The sequence below is a fragment of the Anoxybacillus sp. UARK-01 genome (assembly GCF_002075365.1).
Classification (GTDB): Bacteria; Bacillota; Bacilli; order Bacillales; family Anoxybacillaceae; genus Anoxybacteroides; species Anoxybacteroides rupiense.
Window position 1 is genome coordinate 203,123 of the sequence record NZ_NASY01000031.1, and the last position, 19,650, is coordinate 222,772.

At 42.6% G+C, this 19,650-nt stretch carries 18 protein-coding genes and 1 other annotated feature; of the genes, 15 read left to right on the forward strand and 3 right to left on the reverse strand.

Annotation, left to right across the window (positions count from 1 at the left end; genetic code table 11):
- The first annotated feature begins 152 nt into the window (after nucleotides 1-152).
- The 5 genes from B6A27_RS05450 to B6A27_RS05470 all read left to right on the forward strand — a co-directional run bounded on the left by B6A27_RS05450 (nucleotide 153) and on the right by B6A27_RS05470 (nucleotide 4,357).
- Nucleotides 153-1,085 carry a beta-ketoacyl-ACP synthase III gene (locus B6A27_RS05450; protein ID WP_044745726.1) on the forward strand — a complete coding sequence of 311 codons (933 nt, stop codon included), beginning with the start codon at nucleotides 153-155 and terminating at the stop codon, nucleotides 1,083-1,085.
- A 49-nt stretch (nucleotides 1,086-1,134) separates the two neighbouring features.
- Nucleotides 1,135-2,376, forward strand: coding sequence for a beta-ketoacyl-ACP synthase II (gene fabF / locus B6A27_RS05455; RefSeq protein WP_044745727.1), 1,242 nt, complete (start codon nucleotides 1,135-1,137; stop codon nucleotides 2,374-2,376).
- Nucleotides 2,377-2,478: 102 nt separating this feature from the next.
- Nucleotides 2,479-3,246, forward strand: coding sequence for a DUF2268 domain-containing putative Zn-dependent protease (locus B6A27_RS05460; RefSeq protein ID WP_066148281.1), 768 nt, complete (start codon nucleotides 2,479-2,481; stop codon nucleotides 3,244-3,246).
- Nucleotides 3,247-3,330: 84 nt separating this feature from the next.
- Nucleotides 3,331-3,531, forward strand: a complete 201-nt coding sequence (locus tag B6A27_RS05465) for a YuzI family membrane protein (protein WP_066148283.1) — start codon at nucleotides 3,331-3,333, stop codon at nucleotides 3,529-3,531.
- A gap of 85 nt (nucleotides 3,532-3,616) precedes the next feature.
- Nucleotides 3,617-4,357 carry a YjbA family protein gene (locus tag B6A27_RS05470; protein WP_066148285.1) on the forward strand — a complete coding sequence of 247 codons (741 nt, stop codon included), beginning with the start codon at nucleotides 3,617-3,619 and terminating at the stop codon, nucleotides 4,355-4,357.
- A gap of 54 nt (nucleotides 4,358-4,411) precedes the next feature.
- Here B6A27_RS05470 and trpS read toward each other — a convergent pair whose 3' ends face one another.
- On the reverse strand, nucleotides 4,412-5,401 hold the full coding sequence (gene trpS, locus B6A27_RS05475; RefSeq protein WP_080860618.1) for a tryptophan--tRNA ligase: 990 nt from the start codon (nucleotides 5,399-5,401) through the stop codon (nucleotides 4,412-4,414).
- 64 nt (nucleotides 5,402-5,465) lie between these two features.
- Nucleotides 5,466-5,702: a binding site (T-box leader), on the reverse strand.
- A gap of 526 nt (nucleotides 5,703-6,228) precedes the next feature.
- Here trpS and B6A27_RS05480 point away from each other — a divergent pair.
- The 5 genes from B6A27_RS05480 to B6A27_RS05500 all read left to right on the forward strand — a co-directional run bounded on the left by B6A27_RS05480 (nucleotide 6,229) and on the right by B6A27_RS05500 (nucleotide 11,834).
- Nucleotides 6,229-7,869: a peptide ABC transporter substrate-binding protein gene (locus B6A27_RS05480; RefSeq protein ID WP_044745732.1), complete on the forward strand. Its 1,641-nt coding sequence runs from the start codon at nucleotides 6,229-6,231 to the stop codon at nucleotides 7,867-7,869.
- A 90-nt stretch (nucleotides 7,870-7,959) separates the two neighbouring features.
- Nucleotides 7,960-8,895, forward strand: a complete 936-nt coding sequence (locus B6A27_RS05485) for an ABC transporter permease (protein WP_044745733.1) — start codon at nucleotides 7,960-7,962, stop codon at nucleotides 8,893-8,895.
- Nucleotides 8,896-8,897: 2 nt separating this feature from the next.
- A complete protein-coding gene (locus B6A27_RS05490; protein WP_044745734.1) occupies nucleotides 8,898-9,815 on the forward strand; it encodes an ABC transporter permease in 918 nt (305 codons plus the stop codon).
- 11 nt (nucleotides 9,816-9,826) lie between these two features.
- Entirely contained in the window at nucleotides 9,827-10,894 is a 1,068-nt protein-coding gene (locus B6A27_RS05495; RefSeq protein ID WP_080860620.1) for an ABC transporter ATP-binding protein, read from the forward strand.
- A 1-nt stretch (nucleotide 10,895) separates the two neighbouring features.
- Nucleotides 10,896-11,834, forward strand: coding sequence for an ABC transporter ATP-binding protein (locus B6A27_RS05500; RefSeq protein WP_044745736.1), 939 nt, complete (start codon nucleotides 10,896-10,898; stop codon nucleotides 11,832-11,834).
- Nucleotides 11,835-12,119: 285 nt separating this feature from the next.
- Here B6A27_RS05500 and B6A27_RS05505 read toward each other — a convergent pair whose 3' ends face one another.
- On the reverse strand, nucleotides 12,120-12,311 hold the full coding sequence (locus B6A27_RS05505) for a hypothetical protein (RefSeq protein WP_044745737.1): 192 nt from the start codon (nucleotides 12,309-12,311) through the stop codon (nucleotides 12,120-12,122).
- A gap of 395 nt (nucleotides 12,312-12,706) precedes the next feature.
- On the opposite strand from B6A27_RS05505, the gene spxA reads away from it, so the two are divergent.
- The gene (spxA, locus tag B6A27_RS05510) at nucleotides 12,707-13,105 is read left to right on the forward strand and encodes a transcriptional regulator SpxA (protein ID WP_044745738.1); all 399 of its coding nucleotides are present in this window, start codon (nucleotides 12,707-12,709) and stop codon (nucleotides 13,103-13,105) included.
- A 49-nt stretch (nucleotides 13,106-13,154) separates the two neighbouring features.
- Here spxA and B6A27_RS05515 read toward each other — a convergent pair whose 3' ends face one another.
- On the reverse strand, nucleotides 13,155-13,823 hold the full coding sequence (locus B6A27_RS05515) for a TerC family protein (RefSeq protein ID WP_044745739.1): 669 nt from the start codon (nucleotides 13,821-13,823) through the stop codon (nucleotides 13,155-13,157).
- Between the two features lie 194 nt (nucleotides 13,824-14,017).
- Here B6A27_RS05515 and mecA point away from each other — a divergent pair, with 194 nt between their 5' ends.
- The 4 genes from mecA (at nucleotide 14,018) to pepF (ending at nucleotide 19,631) form a co-directional block, all read left to right on the forward strand.
- Nucleotides 14,018-14,689 carry an adaptor protein MecA gene (gene mecA, locus B6A27_RS05520; protein ID WP_066148295.1) on the forward strand — a complete coding sequence of 224 codons (672 nt, stop codon included), beginning with the start codon at nucleotides 14,018-14,020 and terminating at the stop codon, nucleotides 14,687-14,689.
- A 66-nt stretch (nucleotides 14,690-14,755) separates the two neighbouring features.
- A complete protein-coding gene (cls, locus tag B6A27_RS05525) occupies nucleotides 14,756-16,267 on the forward strand; it encodes a cardiolipin synthase (RefSeq protein WP_066148297.1) in 1,512 nt (503 codons plus the stop codon).
- Nucleotides 16,268-16,546: 279 nt separating this feature from the next.
- Nucleotides 16,547-17,761: a competence protein CoiA gene (locus tag B6A27_RS05530; protein ID WP_066148298.1), complete on the forward strand. Its 1,215-nt coding sequence runs from the start codon at nucleotides 16,547-16,549 to the stop codon at nucleotides 17,759-17,761.
- 55 nt (nucleotides 17,762-17,816) lie between these two features.
- Entirely contained in the window at nucleotides 17,817-19,631 is a 1,815-nt protein-coding gene (gene pepF / locus B6A27_RS05535; protein WP_066148300.1) for an oligoendopeptidase F, read from the forward strand.
- Nucleotides 19,632-19,650 lie beyond the last annotated feature (19 nt).

Sequence of the window (19,650 nt, forward strand, 5' to 3'; positions counted from 1 at the left end):
TTCTCCTTATAAGCAATTTATGTTCAGAAAAGTAGAAATGATTAGACAGATGACATGGACCAAACATTTATATTGCGTGATTATGAAAACTTCGATAAAATTAGTACCAAGTAATAGTAATTGGTTATATAACAATAAAGGAGATGTTCTGCATGAATGCAGGTATTATCGGAATCGGCCGGTATTTGCCGGAAAAGGTAGTCACCAACCTCGATTTGGAAAAAATGATGGATACGTCTGATGAATGGATTCGGACTAGAACGGGAATTGAAGAGAGAAGAATTGCCGCTGATGATATTGACACGTCAGATATGGCTTATTTTGCTGCTGTGAAGGCTCTTGAGAACGCCCGGATCTCAGCTGCGGAACTTGATTTAATTTTAGTGGCTACAGTAACGCCGGATCGTCCATTTCCGTCAGTTGCTTGCATGCTGCAAGAAAGATTGGGGGCGACAAAAGCAGCAGCCCTAGATATTAGTGCAGCCTGCGCTGGCTTCATGTATGGAATGGTTACAGCAAAGCAATTTATTGAAAGCGGAACATATCGATATATATTAGTGATAGGAGCGGAAAAATTATCGAAAATCGTAAATTGGGAGGACCGCAATACGGCTGTTTTATTTGGTGATGGGGCAGGTGCTGTCGTGATGGGACCCGTTTCCGAAGGCCGCGGCATTGTATCCTTTGAATTAGGAGCTGACGGAACAGGAGGAAAACACCTATATCAAGACGAATATGTTGTTATGAATGGTCGAGAGGTGTTCAAATTTGCGGTTCGTCAAATGGGGGAATCATGCATTCACGTACTCGAAAAAGCAGGATTGTCTAAACAGGATGTGGATTTTTTAGTTCCGCATCAAGCCAATATTCGTATTGTTGAAGCAGCTAGACAGCGCTTGGAGCTGCCGGAGGATAAAATGTCAGCAACCGTCAGAAAATATGGCAATACGTCCGCTGCTTCTATTCCAATTTCGATTGTCGAAGAACTAGAGGCTGGAAAAATCAAAGACGATGATCTAATCATTATGGTTGGTTTTGGGGGCGGTTTAACATGGGGAGCGATCGCCTTAAGATGGGGACGCTAAAATAACGATGAAAGCTCTTTGACTACAAACGGAAAGAGAGGCAAAAAGGATGGAAAAGAGAAGAGTCGTTGTCACAGGTTTGGGAGCAGTGACTCCGCTTGGTAATGATGTGGAAACAACATGGGAACGTATAATAGCAGGCGAAAATGGCGTGGGTCCGCTGACTCGTGTCAATCCAGATGATTATCCGGCAAAAGTTGCGGCAGAGGTAAAGGATTTTAATCCGGAACTTTATATGGATAAACGTGAAGCGCGTAAAATGGACCGCTTTACTCAATATGCGGTAGCATCTGCACTTATGGCTGTAAAAGATGCCAATTTAACAATCAATGAAGAAAATGCCGAGCGAGTGGGCGTATGGATTGGCTCAGGAATCGGCGGAATGGAAACATTCGAGCAGCAGTTTGAAATTTTTCAACAGCGCGGTTATCGCCGTGTAAGCCCATTTTTTGTACCGATGATGATTCCTGATATGGCGGCAGGGCAAGTATCGATTATATTAGGAGCAAAAGGAATCAACTCTTGTACAGTTACAGCATGCGCAACAGGCGCGAATTCGATTGGCGATGCGTTTAAAGTCATTCAACGCGGTGATGCGGATGTGATGGTGACAGGAGGAACCGAAGCGCCGATTACGAAAATGGCATTAGCCGGATTTTGCGCGAATACGGCTTTATCAACAAATCCTGATCCGGACAAAGCAAGCCGGCCATTCGATAAAAACCGTGATGGGTTTGTGATCGGAGAGGGTGCTGCTATTCTCGTGCTCGAAGAATTAGAACATGCACGCAAGCGGGGCGCTCGTATTTATGCGGAAATCGTTGGCTATGGATCAACGGGAGATGCTTATCACATTACAGCTCCTGCACCAGGCGGGGAAGGCGGTGTGCGGGCGATGCGCCAAGCGCTCGCTGATGCCGGAATGAAGCCAGAAGAAATCGGTTATATTAACGCTCATGGAACAAGCACCGAATATAACGATAAATATGAAACAATGGCGATAAAAGAGGTCTTTGGCGATCATGCTTATAAATTGGCAATCAGCTCAACCAAGTCGATGACCGGCCATTTATTGGGTGCCGCAGGCGCGGTTGAAGCGATGTTCTCCATCTTGACAATGATCGATGGAGTGATTCCGCCAACGATTCATTATGAAACACCGGATCCAGAGTGCGATCTTGATTATGTGCCAAATGTAGCGAGAAAACAGGAAGTAAACGCTGTTTTAAGCAACTCGCTTGGCTTTGGCGGACATAATGCCACTCTTATTTTCAGAAAATATACGGAATAATCAACAAGGCGATCTCATAAAAAGCGGGATCGCCTTTTTTTCACCCCTTTTTCTGCTCCATCATACGATAGGAAATAAGGAAGAGAAAGGGGGAAGCGAGAAATGCCGGTTATTCATACCGACGAATGGCTCGCTACGGAACAGCCGCTGCAGCTATGCGAACGGCTAACCGATTATTTTCGAGGGGGCAACGCTCGGCATATTTATGTTCATCTTATTCATCACGGAATGCATTCGTTATCGGAGGAAGCGAAAAAGATAACAGAAACCATGAAGCGAAAGCAGCTATGGGAGCGAACGGAAAGGATCTATCATCGATTACAAAAGCGCTGGAACGGCCCGGATGTACCTGTTTTTATTTTTCCGGCAAATGAACATAACAGAAAGATGGCTCGAGATTTTAATAGTAAAGGCGGTCTTGCCTACGCTGATAAATTGTTTTTATTTTTGTTGCCGCAGCATTCATGGAAAGAAATAGAGGCCGTATTGACTCATGAATACAATCACGTTTGCCGCCTAGCAAAGCAACCGAAAAAGGAATATCCGCTGCTTGACGCCGTGATTTTAGAGGGCTTGGCAGAACAAGCAGTCGGGCAAGACGTGGGAAAAGAATATCAAGCCAAATGGACATCATACTATTCAGACGATGAATTGCGCCATTTTTGGAAGCAATATCTTGACCGCTATCAAATGATTTTTCCGTCACATCGATTATACGACCGCCTTTTATATGGACGCGGTCTGTATCCTGAGATGCTTGGATATGCGGTAGGCTACGGAATCGTATGTGCCGCCTTGCAAAAAGAGCACGACTTTTTTAAGCTGATGGAAATGCCTGCAGAGCGCATTCTGCAGCTCGCGCAATTTTAGCAATCGCCTTAAGGTCATAGTCATGAACAATGCCGCTTGCACATATATGTAGAAATAAGATGGACAAGGCGACGGAGGAAAGCGATGCGCGTATTCATTTATTTGCTCGGCTTTGGTTTTTCAGTTATAGGGGGGGTTACATCCATTGCTTATTTAAATCTCATCACACCGGAGCGAGGGTGGATCAATTACTTTCAATTTATTAGCACGAGAATGGAGTGCTATTTACTTCCAATCGGCATGATTGTCATGTGGTTCAGTCTATACTTTCCGGATCAAGAATAATGGATAAAAAAGGCTGCTGTGGAATAAAATAATCCCCCTCTGCCTATAATGATGGACAAATAGCTTTTGAAGTGAGGGGTATCTTATGTTATATCTTCATGATATTTGGGTGAATTGGTTTGAAGGCGAGGAAAATGGGTATAACGTCTGTCACTTTCATGAATGGAGAAAGGATGACCAAGTCGAATTGCTCGATCAAGTTCCGCTTTTAAAGGTATCTTCCCGTTTGTTTAATTATGTAGAAAATAGTTTGTCGGAGATACCTAAGCCACTTTTAGAAGATGTTTATCAAAAAGCATATGTGCGGAAAAACCATGAACGTCTTCAGCTTGATTATTGTTTCGTTGTAACGGATGGAAAAGGAATATTAGCGATTGACACGATCGGTTCGAGCATTCCAATTCGCAAAAGTCGGCTGATTCCAAGACAAGAGCAGCTTGTCTATGAAATGGTCGCGGACCAGCAAGAAGAAGCCTATCCGCTTCCTTCATATGAAAAAGAATATCATATTTTATCGCCTGCTCCGGAGCTGATGAACGGACTGACACGGAAGGAGCGCCAACTCAAACAGCTTTTGTTTATGGCGATGGATCAGCTTTATTCAACGAAAAATGTAGCAGAAATTCGCTATTGGTACACGGAATGGGCGCCGCATAAATATCCTTTAATTCAGCAAATGTCATTTGAAGAAGCATGGCAGCAGCTATATGAGGAAACAAAATACGATTGGTCGGAAAAGCACGTTCAACTATGCGAAAAAATGATTAAAGGACAGCCATTTTTTGAAAAGCTGTGGGAAATGGAGCAAGAGCCGCGGGTTAACTAAAGAGGTTGAATAAAAAGCAAGCCGATGTTGCGGCTTGCTTTTTTTGCTTTGTTGTTATCCTCGACTTCGTCCTAATCCCATCGCATGTTCCATTTTTTTGAGCATTTCGTTTGCTACTTGGTTCGCTTTCTCTGCCCCTTTATCAAGGATGTCATCAAGAGAGCTGCTTTCCATTAAATGATAATATTTCTCTTGAACCGGAGCGAGGGCATCCATAATCACTTGAGCTAAATCGCTTTTAAATTCTCCATAGCCTTTTCCGGCATATTGCTGTTCTAATTGTTCGATCGTTTTATTTGCTAAAATGGAATAAATATTCAATAAGTTAGTAACACCAGGCTTCGTTTCCTTGTCGTAGCGGATCGTTCCTTCAGAATCGGTTACAGCGCTCTTAATTTTCTTTTCAATGGCTTTGGCATCATCTAACAGCGTAATATATGATTTTTGATTTGGATCCGATTTACTCATTTTTTTCAATGGATCGGCCAATGACATAATTCGCGCTCCGACTTTTGGGATGCGCGCTTCAGGGATGGTGAAAATTTCCCCGTATCGTTTATTGAAGCGCTCCGCTAAGTCGCGAGTTAATTCAATGTGCTGCTTTTGATCTTCGCCAACAGGAACGATGTCTGTTTTATAAAGAAGAATATCAGCCGCCATTAACGGCGGGTATGTTAATAGACCCGCGCTCACTGCCTCTTTTCCCGCCGATTTATCTTTAAATTGCGTCATCCGTTCAAGCTCTCCGATATAGGAAAGACACTGTAAAATCCATCCGGCCTGCGCGTGAGCAGGAACTTCCGATTGCACAAATAAAGTGGCTGTGTTCGGATCAATGCCGACCGCTAAATAGAAGGCCGCCAAGCTGCGGATATTTTGACGAAGCTGTTTTGGATCTTGCGGCACGGTAATCGCGTGCTGATCGACGATACAAAAATAGCATTGATATTCGTGTTGCAGCTCAACAAACTGCCGCATGGCACCAATATAGTTTCCAAGGGTGAGAACTCCGCTTGGCTGGATGCCAGAAAAAATGGTTTTCATGAGATAGACCACTCCTTTTCCATTATTTGCTCATAAATAAAGGCCCTATCTCCCCTTAGCGAAAATTAGGGACGATAGGACCGCGTTGCCACCCTAGTTATTGCACAGAAACGTGCAATCACTCTGATCCATGCTGTATCATGCATGGCGCCTCTATAACGCAAGGCAAACGTCTGAGCCTACTCTCCAGTTCAGCCCAGATGCTCGAAAGCCCATTCCATATTGCTAGCCGCTTGTTCCCACCAACCACAAGCTCTCTGAAGGCATCACAACATGTACTCTTCTTTCTCATCGCATGCTGTTTTTTTCTTTATTCTAATGCATGAAGAACATTTGTGCAAGAAATAACCGTCGATTTTCCTATTTCTGTATTATTATATCAAGCTTATTGAAAAAATTATTTTCAAAAAATTCTCTTTCCTAAATTAAAGTGATAAATTGCTAGTGTAATGAAAGGATAAATTTAAAAAAAATGAAAATGTAAACGCTTTAATTTGTTGTTTTTTCAGTTTTTTTTTGTGATTTTGTAATTTTTTTTATTTACATTTATCGAAAAAAACTATAAAATGCTAATTAGCTGAAAAATAAAGTTAAAAAAACAATTTTAACAAATGGAAAATTCAGAAAAAACAAAAATATAGAATGATTTCTTTTTTAAGTATATTAATATTTTCGATCTGTAGTAGAGCAGATAAAATTTTTCCATCCAGAGTGATGGATCTAGGCTCTTGTACATACCGGCTCAAGATGCAACTGGGGTACCAAAAGTTCTGCGCTTTTACGTAGGACTTTTGACTATAAAAATTTTTTACTAGGGGGGAAATTCATTGAAGAAAAGACTATCTCTTTTGTTCAGCTTAATGCTAGTGCTTAGTCTCTTCCTTGCTGCTTGTGGCGGATTCAGCAAAAAAGATGACGCCAGCGATGATAAAGCAGGAGGCAAAAAATCAGATGTTCCGCAAGAGCTGCGTGTGAACATTAAGACTGAGCCGTTTTCTCTACATCCTGGTTTGGCGAATGACTCTGTTTCTGGTAACGTGTTGCGCCAAACATTCGAAGGGTTGACAACCATTAAAGACGGCAAACCTGAATTAGCTGCTGCAGAAAGCTACGAGGTTTCCGATGATTTAACGACTTACACATTCAAGCTGCGCGACGCAAAATGGACAAACGGCGACCCAGTGACAGCGCAAGACTTCGAATATGCTTGGAAATGGGCGCTTGATCCAAAGAATGAATCACAATACGCTTATCAGCTTTACTATATTAAAAATGGCCAAGCCTATAATGAAGGAAAGGCGAAAGCTGAGGACGTTGGCGTAAAAGCACTTGACGAGAAAACATTGCAAGTGACTCTTGAAGCTCCAACCCCTTACTTTTTAGAATTAACAGCGTTCTATACGTATTATCCAGTGAACAGCAAAGTGGCTCAACAAAAACCAGACTGGTATAAAAACGCAGGACCTGATTACACTTCAAACGGTCCGTTCAAAATGGTCACTTGGGAGCATAACAGCAAAATCGTTCTTGAAAAGAATGAATCCTATTGGGATGCGAAAAACGTCAAGCTTGAGAAAATCGACATGGCGATGGTCAATGACACCAATACGGAGCTTTCCATGTTTAACAACGGAGAGCTAGATTGGGCAGGAATGCCTACTGGCCAATTGCCGACAGACTCTTTGCCGCAGTTAAAGAAAGAAGGTAAATTGCACGTTCAGCCAATCGCAGGTACGTATTGGTACAAATTTAATACGGAAAAACCACCATTCAACAATGTGAATATCCGCAAGGCATTCACATATGCGATCGACCGCAAAGCGATTGTAGAAAACGTGACAAAAGGCGAGCAAATTCCAGCGATGGCTGCTGTGCCGCCAACGATGTTCCCTGAAAATGAAAAGGGATATTTCAAAGATAACGATGTCGAAAAAGCAAAAGAGTATTTACAAAAAGGTCTTCAAGAGCTTGGCTTAAAGGATGTAAAAGATTTGCCGCCAATCACTCTGTCCTATAATACGGACGACGCTCACGCTAAAATTGCTCAGGCCATTCAAGACATGTGGAAGAAAAATCTAGGCATTAATGTGAAGCTGGAAAATGCAGAATGGAACGTATACATTGACAAATTGCATTCTGGTGATTATCAAATTGGCCGCATGGGTTGGTTAGGAGACTTTAACGATCCAATCAACTTCTTGGAGCTATATCGTGATAAAGAGGGCGGCAACAACGATACAAATTGGGAAAATCCGAAGTTCAAACAATTGCTAATCGATTCACAAAAAGAGGCTGATCCAGAAAAACGTAAGCAAATGCTCAAAGATGCAGAACAAATTTTAATGGATGAGCTTCCAATCGCGCCAATCTACTTCTACACAAATACTTGGGTGCAAAAAGACAACCTAAAAGGCGTGGAAGTATCAGGCCTTGGCGATGTTCAATTCAAATGGGCATATTTTGAATAAGGTGTGAATGAGTGAAGGTATATGGGAACTGTCCCGTATACCTTCATTTCACGATGAAGCCAAATTACAAAAAAATGGAGGTGTTTGAATATGTTGCGGTATATAGGCAGACGTTTGCTCTATATGTTGCTATCACTCTTTTTAATTATTACAGCGACGTTCTTTTTAATGAGAGCTGCGCCAGGTGGACCTTTCTCTGGGGAGAAAAAGCTGCCTCCTGAAATTGAAAAAAACTTAAATGAATACTATGGGCTGGATCGCCCTTGGTACAGTCAATATTTTGACTATTTAGTTTCTGTTGCGAAATGGGATTTCGGTCCGTCCTTTAAATATAAAGGACAAACAGTGAACGATCTCATTAGCGACGGCTTTCCGGTTTCTTTTTTTCTTGGAATGGAAGCTTTGCTGATAGCAGTAAGTATCGGGATTTTGTTAGGGATTATTGCTGCGCTGAATCATAATAAATGGCAGGATTACGGAGCGATGGTTTTTGCCGTTCTCGGAATATCGGTTCCGAGCTTTATTATGGCCTCTGTTTTGCAATACTTTTTAGCGATTAAGCTGCATTTGTTCCCGGTGGCCCGATGGGAGTCATTGCAGCACACGGTTTTGCCGGCGCTTGCGCTTGCGGCGACACCGATGGCGTTCATTGCTCGCCTGACTCGTTCCAGCATGCTGGAGGTATTAAGCAATGATTATATTCGCACAGCGAAGGCAAAAGGGCTTTCAAGAGGACAAATTACGGTAAAACACGCCATTCGCAACGCTTTATTGCCTGTTGTCACCTATTTGGGACCATTGTCCGCAGGGATTTTAACGGGAAGCTTTGTCATTGAAAAAATCTTTGGTATTCCTGGATTGGGAAGCCATTTTGTATTGAGCATTTCGAATCGTGATTATACCGTGATTATGGGAGTGACGGTGTTTTACAGCATTTTACTGCTGGCATCTGTCCTGCTTGTGGATATTGCGTACGGCTTCATTGATCCTCGAATTAAGCTAGCCGGTGGAAAGAAAGGAGAGTAATCATGCAACAAATTCCAAAAGAGATGTTTCAGCCAGCAGCAGCAGAGCTGGGCGAAGCGGAAAAAATATCGAGACCGAGCCTTTCTTATTGGAAGGATGTTGCGATTCGCTTTCGCAAAAATAAATTAGCGATGTTTGGCCTAGTTTTGCTTGTACTCTTAGTCTTTATGGCGATTTTTGGACCACACATGACGAAATACGACTATGCGACAAACGACTTAATGAATACAAACCAGCCTCCATCTTCTAAGCACTGGTTTGGCACAGATGATTTAGGTCGGGATGTATTCGCGCGTACATGGTATGGTGCTAGAATTTCTTTGTTCATTGGTTTAGCCGCAGCGCTTATTGACTTATTGATTGGGGTGCTGTGGGGCGGTATTTCCGGGCTTCGCGGTGGCAGAACGGACGAAGTGATGATGCGGATTGCCGATATTTTATGGGCCGTTCCTTATTTGTTGCTCGTGATTATCTTAATGGTTGTTTTAGGCCAAGGACTAGGTACCATGATTTTAGCGATGACGATTACCGGATGGATCAATATGGCGCGCATCGTTCGCGGGCAAGTGCTTCAGCTGAAAAGCCAAGAATATGTACTTGCATCGCAAACGCTAGGTGCAAGCACATCGCGGATTATGTTTAAGCATTTAATTCCAAACGCGATGGGCCCGATTCTTGTCACATTAACCTTATCGATTCCATCTGCGATTTTTACAGAAGCATTTTTAAGTTATTTAGGTCTTGGCGTGCCGCAGCCTTTAGCGAGTTGGGGGACGATGGCTTCTGATGGAGTACAAGCCATGCAATACTATCCATGGCGGTTATTTTTCCCAGCTACTTTTATTTGCTTAACGATTTTTGCATTTAACGTAGTAGGGGACGGTTTGCGCGATGCGCTAGATCCGAGATTGCGTAAGTAAGGGGTGAAGACATGAAGAAGCTGTTAGAAGTAAAAAACTTAGAGGTTTCGTTTCAAACATATGGCGGAGAAGTTCAGGCTGTGCGCGGTGTTAGCTTTCACTTAAACAGAGGGGAAACGCTGGCGATTGTAGGGGAATCAGGATCCGGAAAAAGCGTGACTTCCCAAACCATTATGCGCCTTATTCCAACACCGCCGGGCAGAATCAAAAATGGACAAATTCTTTTTGATGGAGAGGATCTTGTTAAGAAAACAGACAAGGAAATGGAAGCGATTCGCGGAAAAGATATCGGGATGATCTTTCAAGATCCAATGACATCGTTGAATCCAACCATGAAGGTCGGACATCAGATCATGGAAGTGTTAACGAAACATTTGAAAATGGACAAATCGGCTGCAAAGGAGCGGGCGATTGAATTGTTGCGTCTTGTTGGGATTCCGATGCCGGAAAAACGCGTGACCCAATATCCGCACGAATTTTCCGGGGGAATGAGACAGCGGGCGATGATTGCTGTAGCCTTGGCCTCCAATCCGAAGCTATTGATTGCCGATGAACCAACGACAGCGTTGGATGTAACGATTCAGGCGCAAATTTTAGAGCTGATGAAAGAGCTGCAGAAGAAAACCAATACGTCGATTATCTTTATTACTCATGATTTAGGGGTCGTTGCTAATGTAGCGGATCGTGTGGCCGTCATGTACGCAGGAAAAATCGTAGAAATGGGAACGGTGGATGAAGTCTTCTATGACCCGAAGCATCCTTATACATGGGGATTATTGGCGTCGATGCCGAGCTTAGATAGCGATGATAAATCGGAATTAGCGGCCATCCCAGGAACGCCGCCAGATTTGACAAACCCGCCAAAAGGCGATGCATTTGCGCCGCGCAATCCATATGCGATGAAAATCGACTTTGAGTTGGAGCCGCCGCTGTTTCAGATTTCGGATACGCACTATGCAGCGACATGGCTGCTTCATCCGGACGCGCCAAAAGTAGAGCCGCCTGAAGCGGTGAAAAAACGTTTGCGCAAGCTCTCCTCCAATTACCCTCAACCTGTTATTGTAAAGGAGAGTGAGTAAAATGGCAGAAAAGCAAAAACTGATCGAAATCAAAAATCTTAAGCAGCATTTTAACGTCGGGCATGGACAAGTGATCAAAGCAGTAGACGGTATAACGTTCGATATTTATAAAGGAGAAACGCTTGGTCTTGTGGGGGAATCTGGATGCGGGAAATCGACGACAGGAAGGACGATTATTGGCTTATATCAAGCAACGAGCGGCGAGGTGCTGCTGAATGGCGTGAGCGTTCACGGCAAAAAATCGCCTAAAGAATTAAAAATGTTAAAGCGAAAAATGCAAATGATTTTCCAAGATCCATACGCGTCGCTGAATCCGCGCATGACCGTTGCGGACATCATTGCTGAGGGCATCGATATTCACGGTCTTGCAAAAACAAAAGAGGAACGAATGAAACGGGTATACGAGCTCCTCGAGACGGTTGGCTTAAATCGAGAGCATGCGAATCGATATCCGCATGAATTTTCCGGCGGTCAGCGGCAACGGATCGGAATTGCCCGCGCTTTAGCGGTTGAGCCGGAATTTATTATTGCCGATGAACCGATTTCTGCCTTAGATGTTTCGATCCAAGCGCAGGTTGTGAACTTAATGAAGAGACTACAGCGCGAAAAAGGACTGACTTACTTATTTATTGCCCATGATTTGTCGATGGTGAAATATATTAGCGATCGCATCGGTGTCATGTATTTTGGAAAAATGGTTGAATTGGCAGAGGCGGAAGAGCTGTATCGCAACCCGATTCATCCTTATACAAAAGCATTATTATCCGCGATTCCGCTGCCGGATCCGGAAACAGAACGAGTGCGCAGGAGAGCGATTTATGATCCATCACAGCACCAATATAAAGATGGAGAAAGTCTCGAATTTCGTGAAATTACGCCGGGCCATTTTGTATTATGCTCGGAGGAAGAATACAAAAAATATAAAGCCATGCATAGTTGATCTCTCGTTTCGAGAGATCTTTTTTTAATAAATGGAATGGATATGAATGATTATAAAACATTTTGATTCATTTGACTATTCTGAAAATAAAAAAACATAGACTGTTGGCGACCCTTCATGCTGCATCATTGGCTCTGCTCATGAATGTCTTGATTCGGCGGCGTTTCTTGTCTTCCGAACGTTTTCAAGCCATTCTGATGTAAGAAACGTCACCATGAATGGAGGGATGCTTAAAATGATGGTAGACAAAGTCCATGTTGACTTTGTCTACCATCTTCTTGAGCATTATCCCGAGATTTTTTTGCCGCCAACCCGATTCCAGCCTTCTTGTGTTTTGGCTGTTTTTTGAATGTGCTCCAATCGTCTGGAGCCGCCAAATACATATTCGCCAACCCCGTTGGCAAAAACCCCCATTAGCGCCGTCATTCCAATGATGAGGACGCCGACAATCACGAAATCGATAAAATATTGGGTCATATGTCCTTCCTCCCCTTACCTGCTTATAGAATGGCCAACAATGGAAATAAGCAAGATGCCGAAACAGGGATGTTCGTTCAAGTAAACGCTTCGACTGCTTCACTTTATCATCGAATCAGCCGATAAAAAGCGAAGACGGTCGCATGGTTTCGATTTTGAGGTCATGGATGGCCGTTGTTATTTTCCTTTCTTTATATTGTAGAGGATTTTAGAGAATATGGGAAGCGGGCTGAAGAAAATGGGGGGACTTTGAAAAACTATACCGTTCTTAGGAATTTTATTGTATAATATACAGTATGAAATCCATTTTCATCTAAATATGAGCAGAAAACAAGCTGACTGGCTCATATGTAAGCAGGACTATTTATCCTGTTAAAGGAGAGTGAGTAACAATTATGGTTACATTGTATACATCACCTAGCTGCACCTCTTGCCGCAAAGCAAAAGCGTGGCTAGAGCAACATGATATTCCGTATGTTGAACGAAATATTTTTTCTGAACCGCTGTCAATCGATGAAATTAAAGAAATTCTTCGCATGACAGAAACGGGGACAGATGAAATTATCTCTACTAGATCAAAAATTTTCCAAAAATTAAATATAAATCTCGAGTCATTGCCGCTCCAAGATTTATATGAGATTATCCAAAAATATCCGGGGATTTTAAGAAGACCGATTATCATTGATGAAAAACGTCTTCAAGTTGGGTATAACGAGGATGAAATTCGCCGCTTCTTGCCGCGCAAGGTGCGAGCTTATCAGTTGCGTGAAGCTCAACGGCTCGTTAATCAGTAAAAAACTTCTACATGGTTGCTCCATGTAGAAGTTTTTTATCATCTTGTTCTTATGTCCAAGAGCGGTCATTTTTCCGATTGATCAGCCAGCCGGCACAGATGATGAACATAGCGGCAGCAAATGGGAAAAAAGGGCGAAGAGAAACAACTTCGTCAATATGTTGGATTCGTTGCTCTCCTAAGATCATTTTCCCAGCTGTATACGCTAAAATGGCTGCTCCAATGTAAATTAAAAAAGGATATCGCTCCATTGAATAAAGTATAATTTTGCTGCCTAAAATGATAATCGGAACAGAAAAAAGAAATCCAAAGACGACAAGAGAAGCACGGCCATCCGCTGCACCGGCGATGGCAATAACATTATCTAATCCCATCACCACATCTGCTGCAACGATGGTTTGTACTGCTTTCCAGAGCGAGGTTGCTGATTCAATGTGCGTAGGTGTTTCGTTTTTTTGAATTAACAGTTTGAGAGAAATCCAAAGCAGCATGCATCCGCCTACAAACTGCAAAAACGGAATCTTTAGCAATATGACGACCGCCGCTGTTAAAACGATGCGAACGGCAATGGCTAACGTGGTTCCAAGCACAATGGCTGTATTTCGTTTCTGCTCCGGTAACTTTCTGCTCGCTAAAGCAATGACAACTGCGTTATCTCCGCCAAGAATGACATCAATACCGATGATGAGAAGAATCGAAGTTATATATTCGCTTATCATTTATGTTCCTCATCTCCTTTTCTTTCATCATCATTATAGTAGGACATGTTTCATTTCATCACTATTTTTTGAAAAATGGGGTTTTTTTATTTCCCTTCTGAAGGTTTTTATCATAAAATAGAAGTACAAGGCATCGCCTTTCGGGGGTAAAAAAGTCCCTTCAAACTCAGTCTTGGAGAAGGGAGAGTTGACAAATGGAAATGGAACGCATTAATGAGCATACGGTGAAGTTTTATATCTCTTATGTTGATATAGAAGAACGCGGCTTTGACCGCGAAGAAATTTGGTATAACCGCGAACGAAGCGAAGAATTGTTTTGGGAAATGATGGATGAAGTCCATAACGAAGGAGATTTTTCGCTTGAAGGGCCGCTTTGGATCCAAGTGCAAGCGCTTGATAAAGGATTAGAGGTGCTAGTGACAAAAGCGCAGCTGTCCAAGGATGGAAGCAAATTAGAGCTTCCGCTTCCTGAAGAAAAATTGCTTCCGATGGACGAAAAAATGGAGGAGCTTCTTGACCACCATTTTCATGTGCAGCAGGATAGCGAGGGGCTGACAGAAGACGAGGAAGAAGAAGTGCTTCATTTTACGATCTCTTTTAAAGATATCGAAGACTTGATTGCGCTTGCTCATCGCGCTGATTTCACAAATGTGAAAAACAGCCTGTTTCAATTCGAAGGCCGCTACTACTTATTTGTTGAATTTGATGAAAACTATACAGAACACGAAATCGACAATTGGTTAAGCATCTTATTAGAATACGGGATCGATTCTCAACTAACCATTTATCGATTAGAGGAATACGGAAAAGAAATTATTCATAGCAATGCATTGGCTACGCTGGCTAAACATTTTCCGTTAAAGTAAAAGCCGATTTCAGCTGTTGAAATCGGCTTTTTCTTCGAGAACAACAAACGGATAGGGTGAAATTCATTGCGAAATACGTTGCAAGTGTTCATTTTTTTACTTCTGCTAAGCGTACTTTTATTTTTTACAAAAGACTATTGGGAAGGCTGGCTTCTTGGATCGCTCAGTATTTTGACGACCTGTTCCGTTATTTTTATCGCCTTTGTCATTTCCTTGGAAAATCGGCGGCCAGCTCAGACGCTAACGTGGCTGGTCGTGCTTGGAAGTTTTCCGCTCATCGGCTTTTTCTTTTATATCCTATTCGGTCAAAGCTATCGAAAACAGCGGTTATTTAAAAAGAAGGCGATGCTGGATGAACAAATGTTTCTAAAATTTGAGGGGCAGCGCGATTTTAACATCGAGCAGATGAAGCATATCGAAGAGCACCAGCTGCCGCTTCTCCGGCTTGCCCACCGTCTTGGCAAAAGCCCTGTTTCTTTGGCGACGGAAACGAAAATATTAACGAATGGAGAAGCAACGTTTTCCACTATTTTTGCAGAGCTTGAGAAAGCGAATCATCATATTCATTTAGAATATTATATTGTTCGCCATGATGACGTTGGACAAAGGTTGAAGAACATCTTGATTGAAAAAGCACAAAAAGGGATACATGTCCGTTTTCTATATGACGCTGTTGGAAGCTGGAAGTTATCGAAAGCGTACATTCAAGAGCTTCGTGATGCTGGAGTGGAAATGGTTCCATTTTCCCCTGTCCGTCTTCCTTTTTTAAATAATAAAATTAACTTCCGCAATCACCGTAAAATTATCGTCATTGATGGAACAGTGGGATTTGTTGGCGGGTTAAATATTGGAGATGAGTATTTAGGCAAAAACGAATACTTTGGCTTTTGGCGCGATACGCATTTATGGATTCGCGGAGAAGCCGTAAGAACACTCCAGCTTATTTTTTTGCAGGATTGGTACTATATGACCGGGGAAACCTTATTAACATTAAATTATTTATCGCCGACCCTCATTCCGAACAGCGAGAAAGGCGGCATCCAGCTTATTTCCGGCGGACCCGATCAAGAATGGGAGGTTATCAAGCATTTATTTTTCGCCATGATCGTATCGGCGAAAAAATCGATTTGGATTGCGTCTCCTTACTTTATACCAGACGAGGACATTTTCGAAGCGTTAAAAGTGGCGGCATTAAGCGGCATTGATGTTCGCATTTTGGCGCCCAAACGGCCTGATAAAAAAATTGTGTTTTATGCTTCACGTTCCTATTTTCCAGAATTATTGGAGGCTGGAGTGAAAATTTACGAATATCGCAAAGGCTTTTTACATAGCAAAATTATTATTGTCGATGGAGAGCTTGCCTCGATTGGGACAGCCAATATGGATATGCGCAGCTTTCATCTGAATTTTGAAGTGAATGCTTTCTTATATCATACAGAAAGCACAAAAACGCTTGTAGCTGATTTTTTAAACGATTTGAATGATTCCGATCCCATTGATTATGAAACATTTAAAAAGAGGCGCTTGGCCACCCGTGTGGTCGAATCGATTTGCCGCTTGCTTTCTCCGCTTCTTTAGCGATTTCTATCCAAAAGGTTTATGGAACAGCCTGAGCATGATGGCTCAGGTTTTTTGTTATATCACAATGGATCTCTTGTCCTTTTTTCAAGAAGTAAGGAGCATCTAGTTTTAAGCACCAGCGGCTCGAGTTACAGCTATCCGCACAGGATCAAGCGCGTTTGGTTCACGATCTTCTTGGATCTCTTGTCCTTGTTTTATATTCGGCAGCTAGCAGGAATTTAAGCCAAACGGAACGAATGCTATAAAGAATAAGCCGTGATGAAAGGAGTGTTTTTTTTGCTGGTTGCACAACGTTCAAATGGCCAAACGATTTCTCTATTGGATGGCTGGACGCGGCAAAAGCTCAAGCGACTGAAGGAAGAAGAAACTTTTGTTTGTCCCGGATGCCAAAAAGAGGTGATTCTAAAGCTGGGTACAAAGAAGCTGCCGCATTTTGCCCATAAAAGAGAAACGAAATGTCCGTTTGAGCATGAGACAGAATCGTCGTATCATGCTTCTGGAAAACGGGATTTGTTTACGTGGCTGCAAAAACAAGCACCCGATGTCCAGCTAGAGCCCTACTTTCTTACGATTCAACAGCGTCCAGATCTTTATGTGAACATCCAAGGCCGGCCGTATGTGTTCGAATATCAATGCTCGGTCATAAGCGAAGCACAATTTCAAAAGCGCAATAATGGCTACAAAAAAACGGGTATGCAGCCCATTTGGATATTGGGAGCACACCAGCTTCAACGACTATCCGCTTTTCATTTTAAGCTTTCTAGGTTTCAATGGCTATTCACACAGTACGTGTCCTCCATTTCCCCGCAACCCTTGCTTTTCTATTACTGTCCTCAGACAAAGAAGCTGATCCGCCTCGTTCATCTCGTTCCTTTTTCGACCTATCATGCTTTTTCTGTTCCCATCATTCAAAAGATTGATCATGTTCGTATCCATGATTTTTTTACCTATCCGCAAATTTCGTTGCCGTCCTCCTTTTGGCGAACATGGCTCATGCAAAAAACAAAATGGCGCCAAACCTTTACGTTCTATCCTTCCACGTTGACGAGGGCAGTCTGTGCGGATTTCTATTTGCACCACCCTCCATCTTTATTTCCTTGTGAAGCAGGGTGGCCGCTGCAATTTGGCTATTTATTTGAAAGTCCTCCATTTATTTGGCAGACCTATATTTTACTTTTTATAAACAGTTCCAACCGAACGTATTCGCTTGCGGAGATTTATAACTGGATAAAGAAAAAAATTGCAGAACGCAAGCTATTTGTACGTGCGCTTCCATTGGCACAAGCATACCCTTACACAAGGGCGATATATGAGTATATCCAGCGGCTGGAACAGCTCGGCTATGTTCGATGGATGACCAAAAAGTCCATTCAGCGCATCCAAAACTGGACGTTTCCGGCGACGATAGAAGAAGCACTGGCCAATGATCGCTCATTGCTTGAGCAAATAAAAAGAACGTCGCTGTCATATAATGATTGGAGGGAATTTTAAAAAGAAAGAGAATACTACTATAATGTAATGTTTGATAAAGGAGGACAATTTGCATATGACTGAAAAGCAAGCGGTAAAATCATTGCCAAAGCGCAATGAAATTCCTATCGAGGAAACGTGGCGGCTTGAAGATATTTTTCCAAGCGATGAGGCATGGGAGCAAGAATTTCAAGAAGTCAAAAAAATGCTGCCCCAGCTCGCTGATTATCAAGGGCGTCTAGGAGAATCCGCCGATGTTTTCTATGAGGCGCTGCAATATCAGGATCATTTGTCGCTGCGTCTTGACAAGCTGTATACGTATGCGCATATGCGCTACGACCAAGATACCACCAACTCTTTTTACCAAAGCTTAAATGATCGGATTAAGGGGCTTTACAGCGAAGCATCAAGCGCAATGGCTTTTATCGTGCCAGAAATTTTGGCGATTGATGAGGCGAAAGTGAAGTCATTTCTTAAGGAAAAAGAGGAACTTAAGCTTTATGAACATGCTTTAGATGAAATTAACCGACAGCGGCCGCATGTGCTGAGCGCAAAAGAAGAGGCGTTGCTTGCTCAAGCGGCGGAGGTGATGGCCTCATCAAGCAATACATTTGGGATGCTAAATAACGCCGATTTAAAATTCCCGACCATTATTGACGAAAATGGGGAAGAAGTTGAAGTGACGCACGGACGTTACATACGCTTTCTTGAAAGTGAAGATCGCCGCGTTCGCCGTGATGCGTTTAAAGCTGTGTATAAAACATACGGAAAATATAAAAACACTTTTGCCAGCACGCTTAGTGGCGCAGTGAAAAAAGATAACTTTTTTGCCCGCGTGCGACAGTATCAATCTGCGCGTCAAGCGGCTTTAAGCAGCAATAATATTCCGGAGAGCGTTTATGATAATCTTGTGGAGACTGTAAATAAAAATTTGGATTTGCTGCACCGATATGTTCGATTGCGCAAAAAAGCTCTAGGGCTTGAGGAACTTCATATGTACGATTTGTATACTCCTCTGGTGAAAAATGTAAAAATGGAAGTGACATATGAAGAAGCAAAGCAGTATCTACTAAAAGGACTAGCTCCACTTGGCGAAGAATATGTAAGCATCGTGAAAGAAGGACTGGAAAATCGTTGGGTCGACGTGCGTGAAAATGTAGGAAAAAGAAGTGGAGCTTATTCTTCAGGAGCTTATGGAACCAATCCATATATTTTGCTGAATTGGCAGGATAATGTCAATAATTTATTTACGCTTGCCCATGAGTTTGGCCATTCTGTCCACAGCTATTATACGCGGAAAACGCAGCCATATCCATATGGCAGCTACTCGATTTTCGTGGCGGAAGTCGCTTCGACATGCAATGAAGCATTGCTCAATGATTATTTGCTAAAAACGATTGAAGAGGAAGACAAGCGGTTGTATTTGCTCAATCATTATTTGGAAGGTTTTCGCGGCACTGTATTTCGGCAAACGATGTTTGCTGAGTTTGAGCATATGGTTCATGTAAAAGCCCAACAGGGAGAAGCGTTAACAGCCGAATCACTGACATCTATGTATTATGAGCTCAATAAAAAATATTTTGGAAGCGATGTGGTTGTTGATGAGGAAATCGGTTTAGAATGGGCGCGAATTCCGCATTTTTACTACAATTATTATGTATATCAATATGCGACAGGCTTTAGTGCGGCTACAGCGTTGAGCAAGCAAATTTTAGAAGAAGGAGAGCCGGCTGTTCAACGGTACGTTGAGTTTTTAAAAGCCGGCAGCTCTGATTATCCGATTGAGGTGCTGAAGAAGGCTGGAGTGGATATGGCGACAGCTAAGCCAATCGAGGAAGCGTGCCAAGTGTTCGCGCAAAAACTGGAAGAGATGGAACAACTGCTGTCGTAGATAAAAAACGAATGTGGGG